We start from the raw sequence: 17,175 nt of genomic DNA, 5'->3' as shown, positions 1-17,175 counted from the left end.
GCTTGCCAACTAGCGATGTTCTGGTTATAGTCGATGGCTCAGCTGTTGCTGAACGATGATTTCGCTGCTGAGGAAGCAGGGCCGCAAGGTTTGCCGAGATGGCAGCGAAATAAAAAAGTTCAAAAACAGTTGACGGTGAGAAAAAAGCAGTGCATAATCTCGCCTCTCTGCTGATGACGACGCGGCGCCAAGCAAGGCGAAGCAAGTTGTAGGTAGATTGCAGTATCGCTCTTTAACAAGTTAACAGCCGATAAGTGTGGGCGTTTGTTGTGATGGGGCTGCATGCCGCGAGGCGCGCAGTGTGCTCAAAGCAATAAAGGCTCACAAAAAAGTAAGGTGAAAACCTGAAATTTCGTTGAGTCGCGACCTTACGAAAGTAAGGGCAATAAGCATGATTAAACTGAAGAGTTTGATCCTGGCTCAGATTGAACGCTGGCGGCATGCCTTACACATGCAAGTCGAACGGCAGCACGGGGGCAACCCTGGTGGCGAGTGGCGAACGGGTGAGTAATGCATCGGAACGTGCCCAATAGTGGGGGATAACTATCCGAAAGGATAGCTAATACCGCATACGCACCAAGGTGGAAAGCGGGGGATCGCAAGACCTCGCGCTATTGGAGCGGCCGATGTCGGATTAGCTAGTTGGTGGGGTAAAGGCCTACCAAGGCGACGATCCGTAGCTGGTCTGAGAGGACGACCAGCCACACTGGGACTGAGACACGGCCCAGACTCCTACGGGAGGCAGCAGTGGGGAATTTTGGACAATGGGGGAAACCCTGATCCAGCCATGCCGCGTGTGTGAAGAAGGCCTTCGGGTTGTAAAGCACTTTTGGCGAGAACGAAACGGCGTTGGTTAATACCTGACGCTAATGACGGTACTCGCAGAATAAGCACCGGCTAACTACGTGCCAGCAGCCGCGGTAATACGTAGGGTGCAAGCGTTAATCGGAATTACTGGGCGTAAAGCGTGCGCAGGCGGTTTTGCAAGTCAGATGTGAAATCCCCGGGCTTAACCTGGGAACTGCATTTGAAACTACAAGGCTTGAGTGTGTCAGAGGGGGGTGGAATTCCACGTGTAGCAGTGAAATGCGTAGAGATGTGGAGGAACACCGATGGCGAAGGCAGCCCCCTGGGATAACACTGACGCTCATGCACGAAAGCGTGGGGAGCAAACAGGATTAGATACCCTGGTAGTCCACGCCCTAAACGATGTCTACTAGTTGTCGGTCAGGTTACTGATTGGTAACGCAGCTAACGCGTGAAGTAGACCGCCTGGGGAGTACGGTCGCAAGATTAAAACTCAAAGGAATTGACGGGGACCCGCACAAGCGGTGGATGATGTGGATTAATTCGATGCAACGCGAAAAACCTTACCTACGCTTGACATGCTCGGAATCCTGCTGAAAGGTGGGAGTGCCCGAAAGGGAGCCGGGACACAGGTGCTGCATGGCTGTCGTCAGCTCGTGTCGTGAGATGTTGGGTTAAGTCCCGCAACGAGCGCAACCCTTGTCATTAGTTGCTACGAAAGGGCACTCTAATGAGACTGCCGGTGACAAACCGGAGGAAGGTGGGGATGACGTCAAGTCCTCATGGCCCTTATGCGTAGGGCTTCACACGTCATACAATGGTCGGTACAGAGGGTTGCCAACCCGCGAGGGGGAGCTAATCTCATAAAACCGATCGTAGTCCGGATTGTAGTCTGCAACTCGACTGCATGAAGTCGGAATCGCTAGTAATCGCGGATCAGCATGTCGCGGTGAATACGTTCCCGGGTCTTGTACACACCGCCCGTCACACCATGGGAGTGGGTTTTACCAGAAGTAGTTAGCCTAACCGTAAGGAGGGCGATTACCACGGTAGGATTCATGACTGGGGTGAAGTCGTAACAAGGTAGCCGTATCGGAAGGTGCGGCTGGATCACCTCCTTTCTAGAGTATCTCACTCAATAAACGCCCACTCTTATCGGCTGTTAGAAAAGTCTGTCTGAAGGGTGCACCTGGAAAGACTAGGTGCGCAGGACTCCTGTGTTTGATAAGGAGGGTCTGTAGCTCAGTCGGTTAGAGCACCGTCTTGATAAGGCGGGGGTCGTTGGTTCGAATCCAACCAGACCCACCAACATTATCCAACTGGGGGTGTAGCTCAGCTGGGAGAGCACCTGCTTTGCAAGCAGGGGGTCATCGGTTCGATCCCGTTCACCTCCACCAAAACTCTTCAGACGCATTGCGATAGCGAAAGTCACTATCGCAATGCCATTAGGCTTTTGTTCTTTAACAATTTAGAAGAAGCAAATACAGAAATCAGCAAGAAATTGCTGATTCATGGGTTGTGATTGCATCAGCCAGAAATACTGGCAGCAGCATTTTGCTCAACCTATAGCATTGGAATCGTAAAGATTCTCCAAGGTTATAGGGTCAAGTGAATAAGTGCATGTGGTGGATGCCTTGGCGATTACAGGCGATGAAGGACGCGATAGCCTGCGAAAAGCTTCGGGGAGCTGGCAAATAAGCTTTGATCCGGAGATGTCCGAATGGGGAAACCCACCCGCAAGGGTATCTCATGCTGAATACATAGGCATGTGAGGCGAACCTGGTGAACTGAAACATCTAAGTAGCCAGAGGAAAAGAAATCAACCGAGATTCCGAAAGTAGTGGCGAGCGAAATCGGATCAGCCTGCAAGATTTAACAGTGGTGTTAGCAAAACGGTCTGGAAAGTCCGGCGATAGTGGGTGATAGCCCCGTATGCGAAAACACCATTGTGGAACTAAGTTTGCGACAAGTAGGGCGGGACACGTGAAATCCTGTCTGAAGATGGGGGGACCATCCTCCAAGGCTAAATACTCGTAATCGACCGATAGTGAACCAGTACCGTGAGGGAAAGGCGAAAAGAACCCCGGGAGGGGAGTGAAATAGATCCTGAAACCGCATGCATACAAACAGTCGGAGCCTCGCAAGGGGTGACGGCGTACCTTTTGTATAATGGGTCAGCGACTTACATTCAGTGGCAAGCTTAACCGTATAGGGAAGGCGCAGGGAAACCGAGTCTTAATAGGGCGTTCAGTCGCTGGGTGTAGACCCGAAACCGGATGATCTATCCATGGCCAGGGTGAAGGTGAGGTAACACTCACTGGAGGCCCGAACCCACTAGTGTTGAAAAACTAGGGGATGAGCTGTGGATAGGGGTGAAAGGCTAAACAAATCCGGAAATAGCTGGTTCTCTCCGAAAACTATTTAGGTAGTGCCTCGCGTATTGCTCCAGGGGGTAGAGCACTGTAATGGTTGGAGGGCTCATTGCGAGTTACTTCGCCATAGCAAACTCCGAATACCTGGAAGTATGAGCGCGGGAGACAGACGCCGGGTGCTAACGTCCGACGTCAAGAGGGAAACAACCCAGACCGCCAGCTAAGGTCCCAAAGATTGGCTAAGTGGGAAACGAAGTGGGAAGGCTAAAACAGTCAGGAGGTTGGCTTAGAAGCAGCCACCCTTTAAAGAAAGCGTAATAGCTCACTGATCGAGTCGTCCTGCGCGGAAGATGTAACGGGGCTAAGCCAGTCACCGAAGCTGCGGATCACAGAAATGTGATGGTAGGAGAGCGTTCCGTAGGCCTGTGAAGGTGTCTTGTAAAGGATGCTGGAGGTATCGGAAGTGCGAATGCTGACATGAGTAGCGATAAAGCGGGTGAAAAGCCCGCTCGCCGTAAACCCAAGGTTTCCTACGCAACGTTCATCGGCGTAGGGTGAGTCGGCCCCTAAGGCGAGGGCGAGAGCCGTAGCTGATGGGAATCCGGTTAATATTCCGGAACCGCCGTCAAGTGCGATGTGGGGACGGAGAAGGTTAGCTCAGCCAACTGTTGGAATAGTTGGTTCAAGCGTGTAGTCGTGCTGCTTAGGCAAATCCGGGCGGCTTAGATGAGGCGTGATAACGAGTGAACATTGTTCACGAAGTGAGTAATACCAAGCTTCCAAGAAAAGCCACTAAGCTTCAGCTTGACGGGACCGTACCGCAAACCGACACAGGTGGGTGTGATGAGTATTCTCAGGCGCTTGAGAGAACTCGGGAGAAGGAACTCGGCAAATTTGTACCGTAACTTCGGGATAAGGTACGCCCTCAGTAGGTGAAGTTGTACAAACGGAGCCAAACAGGGCCGCAGTGAATAGGTGGCTGCGACTGTTTAATAAAAACACAGCACTCTGCAAACACGAAAGTGGACGTATAGGGTGTGACGCCTGCCCGGTGCCGGAAGGTTAAGTGATGGGGTGCAAGCTCTTGATCGAAGCCCCGGTAAACGGCGGCCGTAACTATAACGGTCCTAAGGTAGCGAAATTCCTTGTCGGGTAAGTTCCGACCTGCACGAATGGCGTAACGATGGCCACACTGTCTCCTCCCGAGACTCAGCGAAGTTGAAATGTTTGTGATGATGCAATCTCCCCGCGGCTAGACGGAAAGACCCCATGAACCTTTACTGTAGCTTTGCATTGGACTTTGAACCGATCTGTGTAGGATAGGTGGGAGGCTTTGAAGCGGGGGCGCTAGCTCTCGTGGAGCCATCCTTGAAATACCACCCTGGTTTGTTTGAGGTTCTAACCTTGGCCCGTTATCCGGGTCGGGGACAGTGCATGGTAGGCAGTTTGACTGGGGCGGTCTCCTCCTAAAGGGTAACGGAGGAGTTCGAAGGTACGCTAGGCACGGTCGGACATCGTGCTAATAGTGCAAGGGCATAAGCGTGCTTAACTGCGAGACCGACAAGTCGAGCAGGTGCGAAAGCAGGACCTAGTGATCCGGTGGTTCTGAATGGAAGGGCCATCGCTCAACGGATAAAAGGTACTCTGGGGATAACAGGCTGATACCGCCCAAGAGTTCATATCGACGGCGGTGTTTGGCACCTCGATGTCGGCTCATCACATCCTGGGGCTGTAGCCGGTCCCAAGGGTATGGCTGTTCGCCATTTAAAGTGGTACGTGAGCTGGGTTTAAAACGTCGTGAGACAGTTTGGTCCCTATCTGCCGTGGGCGTTGGAAGTTTGACGGGGGCTGCTCCTAGTACGAGAGGACCGGAGTGGACGAACCTCTGGTGTACCGGTTGTCACGCCAGTGGCATCGCCGGGTAGCTAAGTTCGGAAGAGATAACCGCTGAAAGCATCTAAGCGGGAAACTTGCCTGAAGATGAGACTTCCCTGGAGACTTGATCTCCCTGAAGAGCCGTTCGAGACCAGGACGTTGATAGGCTGGGTGTGGAAGTGCAGTAATGCATTAAGCTAACCAGTACTAATTGCTCGTGAGGCTTGACCCTATAACCTTGGTGTATGCCAATGGTCGATCAGAATGTCGCTAACAATGCGATCACTCCCCAACTCTGTAGCAATTGCTTCTTCTAAATTGGATTTCTTGATCGAGTGCTCGTCTCTTGACCGTACTTAACAAGAAATCGACAAGTTATGCCTGACGACCATAGCGAGGTGGTCCCACTCCTTCCCATCCCGAACAGGACAGTGAAACGCCTCCGCGCCGATGATAGTGCGGTTCCCGTGTGAAAGTAGGTCATCGTCAGGCTCCTCCTCTGAAAGGGGCGACTCAACTCTGAGTCGCCCCTTTTGCTTTGCCATCTCTTCTCCTCTCATTTATCTCTCTCCTTCCCCACCTATTCAGAACCTCAGCGAATACCTTCTGAAACCATCCCCAAATCCTAAAATGCAACAGGCCAACTCCTCAATTAACGGGGCGTTGATTGATCCCGCTTCGACGATCACTTCGTATATGCCAAAGCGATCGACATTTTGAAGCGTGAAGCGGATACGACCTCGTGCGGCATCCGGAATGACGCGGATTCCAGCGCCAATGCTGCTGAATATCCGAAATCGGCCGCGAGTGACCTGCTGCCGTTCATTTCGTGCCAAATCCAGATCAAAACCGATTCGATTTGAATGGAGTAGGCGTTCCAAGCGATCTATTTCCGGCAAAAGAGTGCGCTCTACGGTGAGGGTCTTATTTCCTTCATATCGATAGCCAAGCAATAAATGATCGAAAGGGCGCACGCCTGCCAATGATGAATCCACTGCATCGTTTGGTTTTCGGCGCTCTTCGAGAAATAGATTCTTGATCGTCAGCGCGTCAAAATGAAGCTGCTCGTTCAGCGTCAGTTCTCTACATGAGCTTGGCTGGATGGCATCGATTTGCCGGACAAATTCGCCGAGCTGAGTTGCAAGCTGGGTCATGGCGCGATGCACCCGCAGCGATTGCTCCGCATCCAGCGGCTTTGCATGCAGTTCTCGTACGCGATTGTTCATCGGCGCAATCGATCAGGCAGTTTTGGCAAGCTCGATCAATTCGACCTTGTAGCCGTCCGGATCTTCGATAAACGCAATCACGGTCGTGCCATGCTTCATCGGGCCGGGTTCGCGGACGATTTTTCCGCCAGCTGCCCGAATCGCCTCGGCTGTCGAATGAATATCGTCGACGCCAAGCGCAATATGACCATAGGCGGCACCGAGTTCATAAGACGGCGTGTCCCAGTTATGCGTCAGTTCAATGACGGTATTCGAATCCTCCGGGCCGTAACCGACAAAGGCCAGCGTGAAACGACCATCCGGAAAGTCCTGGCGCCGCAATAGCGTCATGCCAAGAACGCCGGTATAGAAGGCAAGCGAGCGATCGAGATCGCCGACGCGAAGCATGGTGTGCAGCATGCGCATGTCTATTCCTCAGTCGAAGGAGCGGCCCAGCAGTTTCGGGGCCTCGGTCTTGAGCCATTGTTCGGCCAGACGCCAATCGGGTTGGACGGTGGCCACCAGAGTCCAGAAACGGGTGCCGTGATTCATTTCATGGCGATGCGCAAGTTCATGGACGATCACGTAATCGATCACGCGCATCGGGAACAGCACCAGCCGCCAGTTGAGGCGGATGCCGCCATCGGCAGAGCAACTGCCCCAGCGCCGGCGTGCCGACGACAGTCGCCAGCGTCCGACTGCGAGATCGAGCCGGGGTGCCAGCAGTGCCAGCCGTTCGGCGAATACGCGTTCGGCGTCGCTGCGCAGCCAGGCATGCGCGGCTTCGCGCACGGTTTCGGCGGGCGCATCGGGCGGCAGGGGCAGGGCGAGCAGATCGGGCGTGGTCTCGGGCGGCAGGCCCACTGGTTGCATGCAGGCGGGGGCGGCGGGCGGTTCGGCAAGCAGCAGGCGCGGTTTGCGTTCGCGCGGATCGAGGGCAATGCGGATCTGGCCGCCGAGCCAGGGCAGCACGCTGCCGGCGCGCCAGTCGATGTGCGGCGCGGCGGCGCTGCGCGACGTCCAGCTGGCGAGCGTGCGCCGAATCCAGGGCAGCTTGCTGGCGACGGCGGTTTCGATCTCGGCCAGGCTGAGCCAGCTGGGCGCCGACACGGTCAGTCCGGAATCGTCGACCCGAAAGCCGATGGTGCGGCGCCGGCTGCGGCGCAGGCGGTACTGCAACGGACCGTCGGCGCAGGCGAGGCTGCGCGAGCGCGCTTCCTCGACCGGGCGCCGGGCGCGCGGCGGGCCGCCGAAAAGATCGGCCTGGCGCACGCCGCCGGACAGCCAGTTCATGCGGCCGTGGCCGGCTGGGCCGGCGGCGCACTGGCAGGCGTGGAGGTCGGATAGACCTGCGGGCTCAGGCGGCGCATTTCGGCCTCGATCCAGGCTTCCACTTCCTCGTTGACCATGTTGGGCGGGCGCCCGACGGCGACGATCGGCGGACCGAACGACACCGTGACCAGCCCCGGCGTCTTGATGAAGGCATTGCGGGCCCAGCGTTCGCCCGAGTTGAGCGCGATCGGCACGATGCGCGCGCCGGTCGCCCGCGCAAGCCGCGCGCCGCCGGTCTTGTACTGGCCCTGGCTGCCCACTGGCGTGCGCGTGCCTTCGGGGAAGAGCACGACCGAGCGGCCCTCGCCGAGCCGCGTCTTGCCTTGCCGCACCACCTGCATGAAGGCGTCGGCGCCCTTCGAACGGTCGATGTTGATCATGCGCAGCATGCCCAGGCCCCAGCCGAAGAACGGCACATGCAGCAGCGATCGCTTGAGCACGAAGCAGACCTCGCGCGGCAGCCACCAGACGAGGAACAGCGTCTCCCAGGCCGACTGATGCTTGCTGAGATAGACGACCGGCTCATCGGGAATGTTGTGCTCGCCGATCACCTGCCAGCGGATGCCGCAGATGACCTTGGCCGCCCATACCGCAAAGCGCGGCCAGCCGAGCGTGAAGCGATAGCGCCAGCTCAGCGGCGTGATGAAGAAGAAGGCGCAGGCGATGGCATAGGGAATGACGGTGACGGTCAGCACCAGCAGGTAAAGCGCCGACCGCAGCGCGGCAATGCAGCGGCTCATGAGCACAGCTCCTGCGCGACGGCGGCCAGGCTGACGCGGACCCGGGTGCCCGGCGGCAGCAGACTGCCCGCGTGCGTGCCCTTGAGAAAGGTGATGGCGCCCTTGCCAGTGAGCACCAGATACGGCTGACAGCCGAGCGGCTCGCCGGCCTGGAGGTCGCGCAGGCTGTCGCCGACCATCGGCACGCCATCGAGCCGGTCGCGGCCGTAGCGCGCGGCGATCTCGCGGAACATGCCGTCCTTGGGCTTGCGGCAATTGCAGGCCTGATCGGGCGTGTGCGGGCAGTAGTACACGCCGCCGAGCTGGCCGCCGAAGGGCGCGATCAGCTCGATGAGGCGGCGGTGCATCGCATGCATGGTCTCGACGCTGTAGAGGCCGCGTCCCACGCCCGACTGGTTGGTGGCGACCACCACTTCCCAGCCGGCGCTGGAAAGCTTGCCGATCGCTTCGAGGCTGCCGGGGATCGGCACCCATTCATCGAGCGTCTTGATGTACTCGTCGGAGTCTTCGTTGATGACGCCGTCGCGGTCGAGAATGATGAGTCGTTCGGTCATGCCCGAAGGATACCAAGCGCAACTTGGCGCATCCGGGCAGCGGTCGCGCCGCCCGGCCGGCATGCCGCTCAATGCTCCAGCACGTACTGCCCGGGCGCGTCGCAGAGCGGCGCATGGCCGGGCGCGCCGAGCGCCGGCGGCGCCACCCGCGCACCCGAGCGCGCAGCGAGCCAGTCGGCCCAGTCGAGCCACCACGAGCCCTCGCGTTTCTGCGCCTGCAACAGCCATTGATCGGGATCGATGTAGGCATCGCCGAACTGGCGTTCGGCCAGCTTGTAGCTGCGGCGCGGATGGCCCGGTTCGCTGACGATGCCGGCGTTGTGGCCGCCGGTGGTGAGGATGAAGCGCAGCGGGCTGTCGGCCAGCAGATGCAGCTTGTAGACCGAGCGCCAGGGCGCCACATGGTCGGTCTCGGTGCCCACCACGTAGAGCGGGCAGCGCAGGTCGTTGAGCGCGACCGGCTCGCCGCGTACGTGATAGCGGCCCTCGGCCAGATCGTTGTGCAGGAACAGCTGGCGCAGATATTCGGAATGCATGCGGTAGGGCATGCGGGTCGCGTCGGCATTCCAGGCCATGAGGTCATTGGGATGCTCGCGCTCGCCGAGCAGATAGCTGCGCACCATGCGCGACCAGATCAGATCGTTCGACCGCAGCATCTGGAACGCGCCGGCCATCTGGCGCGCGTCGAGGCCGCCGTGGGCCCACATCATGTCTTCGAGCAGCGCGACCTGGGCCTCGTCGATGAACAGCGTCAGCTCGCCGGCCTCGGTGAAATCGGCCTGGGCGGCGAACAGCGTCAGCGAGGCCAGGCGCCGGGCGTCGTGGCGCGCGATCTGCGCCGCCGCGATCATCGCCAGCGTGCCGCCGAGGCAGTAGCCGGCCACATGCACCGGCTGGCCCGGCACGATGGCCTCGACCGCCGCCAGCGCGGCGAACACGCCGAGATCGAGGTAGTCGTCCATGCCGCGATCGCGCTCGTCGGGGCCCGGGTTCTTCCAGGAAATCATGAACACGGTGTGGCCGCGCTCGACCAGGAAGCGCACCAGCGAGTTCTGCGCCGACAGGTCGAGGATGTAGTACTTCATGATCCAGGCCGGCACGATCAGCAGCGGCTGGGCATGCACCTCGGGCGTGGCTGGCGCGTACTGGATCAGCTCCATCAGCGGATTGCGCAGCACCACCTTGCCCGGCGTGACGGCCAGATCGCGGCCCACGCGCGGCGCGCTGTCGTCGGCCGGCTGGCCCAGCACCGCGCCCGAGGCGTCGGAGAGCGCGTTCTGCGCGCCGCGCGCCAGATTGAGGCCCGACTGCTGCGCGGTCTGGGCCAGCAGCTCGGGATTGAGCGCCAGCGCATTCGACGGCGAGAACATGTCGGTGACCTGGCGCGCCATGAAGGCCACGACCGCCTCGTGATGCGGCTCGACGCCGGGCAGGCCGCGCGTCGCGCTCTGCCACCACGCCTCCCAGGCCAGGAAGCTGCGGTAGATGAGGTTGTAGGGCGGCTGCTGCCAGTGCGCGCCTGAGAAGCGGCGGTCGGTTTCGGCCGGCAGCGCGGGCGGCTCGCCGGGGCCGCCGCGATGGCTGCCGGGCAGGCTCATCGGCCAGGGCAGGGCGGTGGTGCCGTCGGCCGGCGTGACGGCGCCGAGCGCGCGGCGGGCCGCCTCGGCGACCAGCGCCGCCTGCTTGCCAGGCGAGGTGGCCAGATGGAAGGCCCAGTCGGCCCAGGCCAGGCCGAGCGCCGCCGGCGACAGGCCGCCGGTGAGTCGGGCGGCGTTGGCGTGGATCAGGCGGTCGAAGTTCTTGACCAGTTCGGGATCGAAGGTCGGGAGGTTGTCCATGCCTTGCTCCGTGGAGGGATTGTTCTGGCGCGGCTAGCCGGCGCCCTCGCCGAGCACGCCGTCGACCACGCGCACGGTGCGGTCGCAGCGCTGGCCCAGGCGCGGATCGTGGGTGACGACGAGAAAGCTGGTGCCGTCGGCGCGATTGACCTCGCGCATCAGCGCAAAGACATCGTCGGCCGATTTTGTGTCCAGATTGCCCGTCGGTTCGTCGGCCAGGATCAAGGCCGGGCGCATCGCCAGCGCCCGTGCCACCGCCACGCGCTGCTGCTGGCCGCCCGACAGGCTCATCACCGCCTGATCGCGCTGACGCGCCAGGCCCACGCGGTCGAGCAGCTCGGCGGCGCGGGCGCGCATGGCGGCGTCGGGCCGGCCGCGGGCCAGCAGCGCCGGCATCATCACGTTCTCAAGCGCGCTAAAGGCGGCGATGAGGTGGTGGTACTGGAACACGAAGCCGATGCTGCGGCCGCGCAGCCGCGTCAGCGCCGCATCGTCGAGCGCACCGGTGTCGACGCCCTCGATGAACAGCCGCCCGCCGGTCGGCCGGTCGAGCAGGCCGATGAGATTGAGCAGCGTGCTCTTGCCCGAGCCGCTCGGCCCCATCAGCGCGCAGAACTCGCCGCGCGCCAGCGTGAAGTCGATGCCGTGCAGCACCTCGATCTGATTGGGCTGGCCGAGGTTGAAGGCCTTGCGCACGCCTTCCAGCCGCAGCACCGGCGTGGCAGCGGGAGCGGCAGCAGCGCGCTCAGCCACGGATCGCCTGCACCGGATCGAGCCGCGCCGCGCGCAGCGCCGGCGTGGTGGCCGCCGCCAGCCCGACCAGCGTGGCCAGCAGCGCCGCCGAGCCGAACAGCGCCGGCTCGATGGCCAGCGCAAAGATCGGCGTGCCGTCGGCATTGCGCGCGAACTGGTGCCACAGCGCCAGCGCCCCGGCGCCGATGGCCGAACCCACGACCGAGCCGCCCAGGCCCAGCAGCCCGCCCTGCAGCAGAAACACCCGCAGCACCTGGCCGCGCGACGCGCCCATCGCGCGCAGGATGCCGATCTCCTTCGAGCGCTGGACCACCGACACCACCAGCACGCTGGCAATCCCAAAGGCCACCGACAGCGCCACGAACAGCCGGATCACGGTGTTGGAAATGGTCTGCGCCTTGAGCGCGCTGAAGAACTGGGCATTGGTGCCGATCCAGCTGTCGGCCTTGAGGCCGGTGCGCCCGGCGATGTCGAGCGCGATGCGGTCGGCCGCGAACAGGTCGCTCACATTGATCTCCAGGCTCGACGCGCCGCCCACCAGCTTGAGCAGCGATTGCGCGCCCGGCAGCAGCACATAGGCATTGCGCTGATTGGCCGGCTTGGAGCCGAGGTCGAGCAGCCCGCCGAGCGTCAGCGTGACGCTGTTGCCGTTGGCCGCCGCGATGCGCAGCTTGTCGCCGACGCGCACGCCCAGATCGTTGGCCAGCTCGATGCCGACCAGGATGTGCTGGGCATCGAGCCGGGCGCTGCCGGCGACCAGCTTGTCGGGCAGCGCGACGATGCGGAAATAGGTCTCGGGCTCGATGCCGGCGAGCTGGATCGCGCGGCTCGCATCGCCGCGCTGCGCGAAGGCCGAGCCGGCCGCGACCGGCGTGACCACCGCCACGCCCGGCAGCGCCTGGAGCTGGCCGCGCAACTTGCGCCACTGGTCGATCGAGCGCACGCGCTGCAGCGGCCGCTGCACCCGCGCCAGCTCGCGCTCCGGATCGGCGTCGCGCAAGGGCCGCGCGATCTCATCCGGCGGCAGCAGCGTGATGTGCGACTGCGCGCTGAGCGTTCGCCGCACGAGATTGAGCTGCAAGCCGCTGAGCAGCGCCGACATGAACACGATGACCGCCACGCCGATCGCCACGCCGGCCACGATGAACAGGCTTTGCGCCCGGCCCTCGCGCAGAAAGCGCGTGGCGGCAATCCATTCGAAGGGCAGCCAGTCGCGCATCGGCGTCAGCGCGCGCGCAGGCGCTGGCCGGGCTGCACCGCTTCGGCGCCGGCGATGACCACATCGCCTGGCGCGACGCCGTCGAGCACTTCGGCATGGAGGTCGCCGCGCAGGCCCACGCGCACCGGCGTGCGCCGGGCCTGGCCGTCGACCAGCGTCAGCACCCAGGGCTGGCCGCCGGCCAGATCGTGCAGATCGGCGAGCGGCAGCGTCAGCGCCTGCGGCCGGCGCGCCACCGCGATGTCGATGGAAACGGTCATGTCCTCGCGCAGCCACGCGGGCGGCTCGGCGATGTCGAGCTTGACCTGCACCGTCGCGCGCTGGGCATCGATGCCGGGATTGATGTAGGCGACGCGCGCCGCAAAGCGCTCGGCCGGGCGCGCGTCGGCCGAGGCCAGCGCGTCCTGGCCGAGCGCCAGCAGCGCCAGATTGCGTTCGTCGATGTCGACCACCAGTTGCGGCGCGCGCGCCGGCGCCAGCGTGAACAGCGTCTGGCCGGCCTGGGCCACGTTGCCGCGCTCGACCGCGCGCGCGATCAGCACGCCATCGACCGGTGCCGTGACCGTGGTGTAGCCGAGTCGCGCCTCGTTCTGGCGCAGCGTCTGCTCGGCCTGGGCGCGGGCGGCCTCGGCGGCGCGGCGCTGGGCGCCACCGTCGCGCGCGGCGCCGACCGAGGCGGCGGCCGAGCGTTCGACGGCGAGCGCCACGTCGAGCGCGCGGCGGGCTTCATCGGTTTGCGCCGCGCCGACAAAGCCCTTGGCGGCGAGTTCGGTCGCGCGGCGCAGGGCCGCGTCGGCATTGATGCGGTTGGCGCGCGCCTGCGCGAGCTGCTGCTCGGCGGCGGGTTCGGTCAGTTCGCGCAGCTCGCGCACGCGGGCTTCGGCCTGCGCGAGGGCGGCACGCGCGGCGGCGCGGGCGGCATCGGCATCGCGCGCATCGAGCAGCGCGAGCGGCTGGCCGGCGCTCACGCGCTGGCCTTCGGCGACCGGCACGTCGAGCACGGTGCCGGTGACCTGCGCGGCGATGAAGGCGCGCTGCGGCGTGACGACGCGGCCGCTGGCCACGACCGTTTGCACCACATCGGCCCGCACCGGCGCATGCACCGCGACGGCCGCAGGCCGCGCCAGCAGCCAGCCGGCACCGGCGATCAGCACGACCGCCGCGACCAGCTTCCCGCCCGGACGCCAGCCGCGCCGGGGCGCATTCACCGGCGCCGCGCCGCTGGCGCCAGCAGCGGCACCCGGCCCGCTGGCCACCGCCTCAGCCCGCCAGACGTGCGAGATCGGCCACGCGGTTCATCGTCTGGTGCAGCCAGCGCAGCAGCGCGATGCGGTTGGCGCGCAGCTGCGGGTTCTCGGCCATCACCATCACATCGTTGAAGAAGGCATCGACCGGCCCGCGCAGATGCGCCAGCGCCTTCAGCGCCTCGGCGTAATTGCCGTGCTTGAACAGCGTGTCCGACGCCGGCTTGGCCTTGGCGATGGCGGTGTACAGCGCGATCTCGGCCGGGTCCTGCAGCAGGCCCGGGTCCAGCTCCACCGGCGCGCCCTCGGCCTTCTTGAGGATGTTGCCGATGCGCTTGTTGGCGGCCGCCAGCGCCTCGGCCTCGGCCAGCCCGCGAAACTCGATCACCGCCGCGAGCCGGGTGCGCGCCTCGGCCAGATTGGGCCGCAGCGCCAGCACCGCATCCACCGCCGCGCGGTCGCCGTCCTGCGCCAGCTGGTTGCGATAGCGCTCGTAGATGAAGTCCTCGATCTCGGCGATCAGCTTGCCGTCGGCCGGCAGCGCGCCGGCCGGGAACTCGGCCTTGACCCAGGCCATCGTCTCGCGCAGCTCCAGCTTGGCGGCGGCGGCGCCGAGCAGCTCGACCACGTCGATCACGCCGAGCGCGGCGCGGCGCAGCCCGAACGGATCCTTCTCGCCCGTGGGTTGCAGCCCGATGCCCCAGATGCCGACCAGCGCCTCGATGCGGTCGGCCAGATAGACCGCCGCCGCCACCGTGTTGATGCCGCCATCGGCCGTCGCCAGCGCCGCCGCATCCAGGCGCGGGCGGTATTGCAGGTCGATGGCCTGCGCCACCAGTTCGTTCTCGCCGTCATGGCGCGCGTAATAGCCGCCCATCACGCCTTGCAGCTCGGGGAATTCGCCGACCATGCCGGTGACCAGATCGCACTTGGCGAGCGTGGCGGCGCGCTGGGCCAGCGCCTCGTCGGCACCGATGCGGCCGGCGATGAACCTGGCCAGCGACGCGATGCGCTGCACGCGCTCGAACTGGCTGCCCAGCTTGTTGTGATAGACGACCGGCTTGAGCAGATCGAGCCGGCTCGCGAGCGGCTGCTTGCGGTCGGTGTCGTAGAAGAACTTGGCATCGGCGAGGCGTGCGCGCAGCACGCGCTCATTGCCGCCGACGATCTTGCTGCTGTCCTCGGCTTCGAGATTGCTGACCAGCAGAAAGCGGTTGCGCAGCTTGCCGGCCGCATCGGCCACGGCGAAGTACTTCTGGTTCAGCTGCATCGTCAGGATCAGGCATTCCTGCGGCACCTCCAGGAAGACCTCGTCGAAGTGGCCTTCGACCACCACCGGCCATTCGACCAGGCCGTTCACCTCGTCGAGCAGCGCGTCGGGCTGGATGACGACATCGCCGCCGGCCTTGGCCGCCAGCTGCTCCACGATGCGCGCGCGCCGGCCATCGAACGACGCCACCACGCGGCCGACATGCTCCAGCGCGGCCTCGTAATGGTCGGCGTCGGGAATCAGCACCTCGGGCTGCTTGGCCAGGAAGCGATGGCCGAGCGTGCGATTGCCCGACTCCAGCCCCAGCACGCTGATCGGCAGCACGCGCTTGCCGTGCAGCGCCACCAGCCGGTGCGCCGGGCGCACGAACTGCACCGTGCTCAGGTCGGCCAGCTGATAGCTCATCACCTTGGGGATCGGCAGGCGCGCGAGCGCATCGCGCACCACGGCTTCGAGCACGCTGTCGAGCGTGACGCCGGGCGCGACATGCTCATGGAACAGCGCCTCGGCCTTGCCGTCGGGCTCGCGCTTGAGCGCCGGGATGTCGGCTTCGCTCAGGCCGAGCGCGGCCAGCTTTTTCAGCAGCGGCGGCTGCGGCTTGCCGGCGGCATCGAAGGCGATGCTCACCGGCAGCAGCTTGTCGCGCTTGGGCGTGTCGGGCGACTTGGCGCGCGTGTCGGTGATGCGCACCGCCAGCCGGCGCGGCGTGGCAAACGCGGTGACGACGCTCGTCGGTTCGAGGAAGCCCTTCGCCACGAGCTGGCTGCGCACGCCGTCGGCAAACGCGTCGCCGAGTCGCTGGAGTGCCTTGGGCGGGAGTTCTTCGCAGAAGAGTTCGACGAGCAGGGATGCGTTCATGAGTGTTCTGGCGCGGGGCCGTGCGTGACGCGAAAAGGCGGATTGGCAAAAGCGCGAGAGTGTAAGCCGGCCGTGTCAGCCGCCCGCATCGCCGGGCAGGGCGGTGCGCAGATGGCGCACGACTTCCGGCCTTGCGCGGCGAGGGGCTTGCAGCGCTTGTCCATGCGGGTCAGAGCTTGTTGTCGCGCTCCCGGTGCGCGACTCGTTCCAACATAAAACTATTGGAGTAGCGCTCTTGCATCGGCTTTCAAAACAGTCTTCTGTCTGAAAAGCCGGTCAACCGTTCAACCCTGAACGATGTTCAGCCTGGGCCAGCGCCGCTTCCAGCCCTTGGTGAGCAGGCGCGCGCGATAGGTGCCCGGACGCACGCGGGCGGCATTGCGGCGGCACACCAGCCCGAACAGATCGTCGAGGCCGAAGGGCGCGATCACCTCGATGCCGTCGTCGGCCGCAAGGCGCACCGCCACGCAGGTGGCGATCTCGGGCCAGCTCGCCACGCCGTCTTCCAGCGACAGCAGCGGCGGCGCGGCATAGCCGAAGGCTTCCTCGAACCACAGATGCACGCCGGCCTGATTGACCACTTCCCAGGCCAGATCGGGCACGGCGGCCTTGAGCTGATGTTCGAGCGCATGGTCACGCTCGACCCGCGTCTCGGCGGCGTCGAAGAAGATCACGTCGATGTCGGCCTTGGCGCTGCTCGGCTGGTCGAAGCCGTGCAGCCGGTCCCACACGCGGTTGCGGATCGCGCCGGCGCCGATGCAGGCGTCGGGCAGGCCGAGCGCGCGCACGGCGGCAAGCGCCCGCATCAGCGTGGCATCGGCGCGCACCAGCGCCACCAGCTCGGCAATCTGCGCCGGGCTGGCGGCGCGGCGTTCGGGACCGGTGGCGGGCGGCGTGGCCGGGGCTGCGGCGCCCGGCTGGCCGGGCGTGGCGGGCGGAGTCGGCGCGGTCATGCGAGCGATCCGGGCCGGCGGCTCAGGCCGCGGCCTTCTCGGCCGGTGCCGGCAGCAGCTTGTCGCGCGCCGTGCCCTTGAGCATCGGGAAGCCGAGCTTCTCGCGCGACTCGACATAGGCCTGCGCCACCGCGCGCGACAAGTTGCTGCCGGCA

Annotated in this window: 11 protein-coding genes, 2 tRNA genes and 3 rRNA genes; 5 read left to right on the top strand and 11 right to left on the bottom strand. The window is 63.8% G+C overall.

Going from position 1 to position 17,175, the window contains the following annotated elements; all coding sequences use genetic code 11:
* The first annotated feature begins 397 nt into the window (after window positions 1-397).
* The 5 genes from B9P64_RS15585 to rrf all read left to right on the top strand — a co-directional run bounded on the left by B9P64_RS15585 (window position 398) and on the right by rrf (window position 5,546).
* Window positions 398-1,928: ribosomal RNA gene (locus tag B9P64_RS15585) — 16S ribosomal RNA — on the top strand.
* 110 nt (window positions 1,929-2,038) lie between these two features.
* Window positions 2,039-2,115, top strand: a tRNA-Ile gene (locus tag B9P64_RS15580).
* A 13-nt stretch (window positions 2,116-2,128) separates the two neighbouring features.
* A tRNA-Ala gene (locus tag B9P64_RS15575) sits at window positions 2,129-2,204 on the top strand.
* A 205-nt stretch (window positions 2,205-2,409) separates the two neighbouring features.
* Window positions 2,410-5,286, top strand: a 23S ribosomal RNA gene (locus B9P64_RS15570).
* Between the two features lie 148 nt (window positions 5,287-5,434).
* A 5S ribosomal RNA gene (gene rrf / locus B9P64_RS15565) occupies window positions 5,435-5,546 on the top strand.
* The 16S, 23S and 5S rRNA genes sit together here with 2 tRNA genes alongside, the layout of an rRNA operon.
* Window positions 5,547-5,638: 92 nt before the next feature.
* On the opposite strand, the gene B9P64_RS24515 is transcribed toward rrf, so the two are convergent.
* From B9P64_RS24515 to B9P64_RS15515, 11 genes are all read right to left on the bottom strand, one after another.
* Window positions 5,639-6,280: a hypothetical protein gene (locus tag B9P64_RS24515; protein WP_139826338.1), complete on the bottom strand. Its 642-nt coding sequence runs from the start codon at window positions 6,278-6,280 to the stop codon at window positions 5,639-5,641.
* Between the two features lie 12 nt (window positions 6,281-6,292).
* A complete protein-coding gene (gene gloA / locus B9P64_RS15560) occupies window positions 6,293-6,685 on the bottom strand; it encodes a lactoylglutathione lyase (RefSeq protein WP_085317001.1) in 393 nt (130 codons plus the stop codon).
* A 9-nt stretch (window positions 6,686-6,694) separates the two neighbouring features.
* Window positions 6,695-7,552: a M48 family metallopeptidase gene (locus B9P64_RS15555; protein WP_085317000.1), complete on the bottom strand. Its 858-nt coding sequence runs from the start codon at window positions 7,550-7,552 to the stop codon at window positions 6,695-6,697.
* A complete protein-coding gene (locus B9P64_RS15550; RefSeq protein ID WP_085317004.1) occupies window positions 7,549-8,319 on the bottom strand; it encodes a lysophospholipid acyltransferase family protein in 771 nt (256 codons plus the stop codon). The genes B9P64_RS15555 and B9P64_RS15550 overlap by 4 nt, the downstream gene beginning before the upstream one ends.
* A gap of 8 nt (window positions 8,320-8,327) precedes the next feature.
* Window positions 8,328-8,885, bottom strand: coding sequence for a D-glycero-beta-D-manno-heptose 1,7-bisphosphate 7-phosphatase (gene gmhB, locus B9P64_RS15545; RefSeq protein WP_085316999.1), 558 nt, complete (start codon window positions 8,883-8,885; stop codon window positions 8,328-8,330).
* Between the two features lie 68 nt (window positions 8,886-8,953).
* The gene (locus B9P64_RS15540) at window positions 8,954-10,723 is read right to left on the bottom strand and encodes a PHA/PHB synthase family protein (protein WP_085316998.1); all 1,770 of its coding nucleotides are present in this window, start codon (window positions 10,721-10,723) and stop codon (window positions 8,954-8,956) included.
* 33 nt (window positions 10,724-10,756) lie between these two features.
* On the bottom strand, window positions 10,757-11,476 hold the full coding sequence (locus tag B9P64_RS15535; RefSeq protein WP_217808698.1) for an ABC transporter ATP-binding protein: 720 nt from the start codon (window positions 11,474-11,476) through the stop codon (window positions 10,757-10,759).
* A complete protein-coding gene (locus tag B9P64_RS15530; RefSeq protein WP_085316996.1) occupies window positions 11,469-12,695 on the bottom strand; it encodes an ABC transporter permease in 1,227 nt (408 codons plus the stop codon). Before B9P64_RS15530 ends, B9P64_RS15535 begins: the two co-directional genes overlap by 8 nt.
* Before the next feature lie 5 nt (window positions 12,696-12,700).
* Window positions 12,701-13,903: an efflux RND transporter periplasmic adaptor subunit gene (locus tag B9P64_RS15525; RefSeq protein WP_085317003.1), complete on the bottom strand. Its 1,203-nt coding sequence runs from the start codon at window positions 13,901-13,903 to the stop codon at window positions 12,701-12,703.
* Between the two features lie 52 nt (window positions 13,904-13,955).
* Complete coding sequence (gene glyS / locus B9P64_RS15520) at window positions 13,956-16,067, bottom strand: glycine--tRNA ligase subunit beta (RefSeq protein WP_085316995.1); 2,112 nt, start codon at window positions 16,065-16,067, stop codon at window positions 13,956-13,958.
* A gap of 284 nt (window positions 16,068-16,351) precedes the next feature.
* On the bottom strand, window positions 16,352-17,020 hold the full coding sequence (locus B9P64_RS15515; RefSeq protein ID WP_328589872.1) for a nucleotidyltransferase family protein: 669 nt from the start codon (window positions 17,018-17,020) through the stop codon (window positions 16,352-16,354).
* Window positions 17,021-17,175: the final 155 nt, after the last annotated feature.

Origin of the sequence: Derxia lacustris (genome assembly GCF_002105195.1) — a bacterium.
Classification (GTDB): Bacteria; Pseudomonadota; Gammaproteobacteria; order Burkholderiales; family Burkholderiaceae_E; genus Derxia; species Derxia lacustris.
This window is presented reverse-complemented; position numbering and strand designations above follow the sequence as displayed.

Bases quoted from the DNA above. Each gene is read 5' to 3' on its own strand.
- gloA (WP_085317001.1), bottom strand. From the start codon at position 6,685: ATGCGCATGCTGCACACCATGCTTCGCGTCGGCGATCTCGATCGCTCG.
- gmhB (WP_085316999.1), bottom strand. From the start codon at position 8,885: ATGACCGAACGACTCATCATTCTCGACCGCGACGGCGTCATCAACGAA.
- glyS (WP_085316995.1), bottom strand. From the start codon at position 16,067: ATGAACGCATCCCTGCTCGTCGAACTCTTCTGCGAAGAACTCCCGCCC.
- B9P64_RS15515 (WP_328589872.1), bottom strand. From the start codon at position 17,020: ATGACCGCGCCGACTCCGCCCGCCACGCCCGGCCAGCCGGGCGCCGCA.
- B9P64_RS15530 (WP_085316996.1), bottom strand. From the start codon at position 12,695: ATGCGCGACTGGCTGCCCTTCGAATGGATTGCCGCCACGCGCTTTCTG.
- B9P64_RS15540 (WP_085316998.1), bottom strand. From the start codon at position 10,723: ATGGACAACCTCCCGACCTTCGATCCCGAACTGGTCAAGAACTTCGAC.
- B9P64_RS15555 (WP_085317000.1), bottom strand. From the start codon at position 7,552: ATGAACTGGCTGTCCGGCGGCGTGCGCCAGGCCGATCTTTTCGGCGGC.
- B9P64_RS24515 (WP_139826338.1), bottom strand. From the start codon at position 6,280: ATGAACAATCGCGTACGAGAACTGCATGCAAAGCCGCTGGATGCGGAG.